Raw genomic sequence first — 1,226 nt, 5'->3', positions numbered from 1 at the left:
TTCGCGGAATAGCGGAATATTTCGCAAGCCAACTGTCTTACACGCGGCCGCGGGTAAGTTTTGTTGATGGTCTCAATGGAACCTACGCAGAGTTGCTAGACGGAGCCGTCCAGGGACGCCTCCTATTCCTTCACGACGTCCGTCGATTTGCGTCAAAGGCGCGCTCACTAGCCGTAGAGGCCCGCCAAGCAGGCGTGATGGTCGTGCTCCTCACAGACGAGTTTTGTACTTGGGGAAAGGAGGAAGCTGACATTTGTCTCGTAGTGCCGGGCTCCCATGGCCCGCTTTGGGATGGTGCAGCGACCATGACTGCTGTCATGGACCTGATGTTGAGCAATGTCATTGTAGTGCTTGGCGAGGCTGTGGGCGAGCGAGTAAACATGCTCACTCGCCTGCAGGACATATTCGGGGATTTTGAGCAGTAAAACTAGCCTGTGACATGACGTATGGGCTGACGCAGTAGTAATGGATGCCGTTTAACACGCCGGGCAGCCCCTAGGTACGACTTGGGTGGTGAAAAAATTTTAGAAGTATGGTGCGGAGACTGTCTCGCCGAGCGCACCCCGGCGAGACGAATGGCGTCATTGACTGAGACGGTTGTATTTCTTGAGAATTTCCGTCAGGCGATCGTGCGGAATGGCGAAGGAGACATTGTCATCACGCCCCTTCATGGTTTCCGCAGCAATCATGGCATTGATGATCGCTTCCTCGGTGCCATCAACGGTCGCGTGAAAGAGCGGGCCAATCTTGTCATTGGAAACCATGTCTACTTTGGTGTTGGTCTCCTGGTTGAAGGCCTGTGGGTTTGCCGTCGAGAAGGCGATGAAGATGTCGCCGCTGCCATTGCCGCCATAACCACCCGTCTTGGCGAGGCCGAGCGGAATTCGGCGCGCTATACGTTTGAGTTGATGTGGCAACAAGGGGGCGTCTGTAGCGACGACGACGATGATCGAGCCGCCCTCACCACGTTTCCAGGAGACGTCAGGCAGCAAATCGGCGATCTCCTTACCTACCGGAGCTCCAGCGATAGTAAGGTCAGCCCGGGATCCAAAATTACCTTGTACGAGTACGCCCACCGTATAGCCACCTTCTTCGGCGGCAAGCTTGCGGGAGGCAGTACCGGTGCCGCCTTTGAAATTGAACAGATTCATGCCTGTCCCGCCGCCGACATTACCTTCCTCGATCGGGCCGCTCTTAGCACCATCGAGTGCAGCATAGACATGCTC

The 1,226-nt window shown here is 55.8% G+C and carries 2 protein-coding genes; one reads left to right on the top strand and one right to left on the bottom strand.

Going from position 1 to position 1,226, the window contains the following annotated elements:
* On the top strand, positions 1-425 hold a 425-nt coding region (locus AC1DWF_RS32105), incomplete at its 5' end, for a MurR/RpiR family transcriptional regulator (protein ID WP_476842579.1).
* 156 nt (positions 426-581) lie between these two features.
* Here AC1DWF_RS32105 and AC1DWF_RS32100 read toward each other — a convergent pair.
* The coding region (locus AC1DWF_RS32100) for a P1 family peptidase (protein WP_476842578.1) at positions 582-1,226 on the bottom strand (645 nt) is incomplete at its 5' end.

The sequence above is a fragment of the Aminobacter sp. P4_D5 genome (assembly GCF_056401815.1).
Note: the sequence above shows the minus strand (reverse complement) of the source record. Positions and strands in the feature narration are given on the sequence as shown.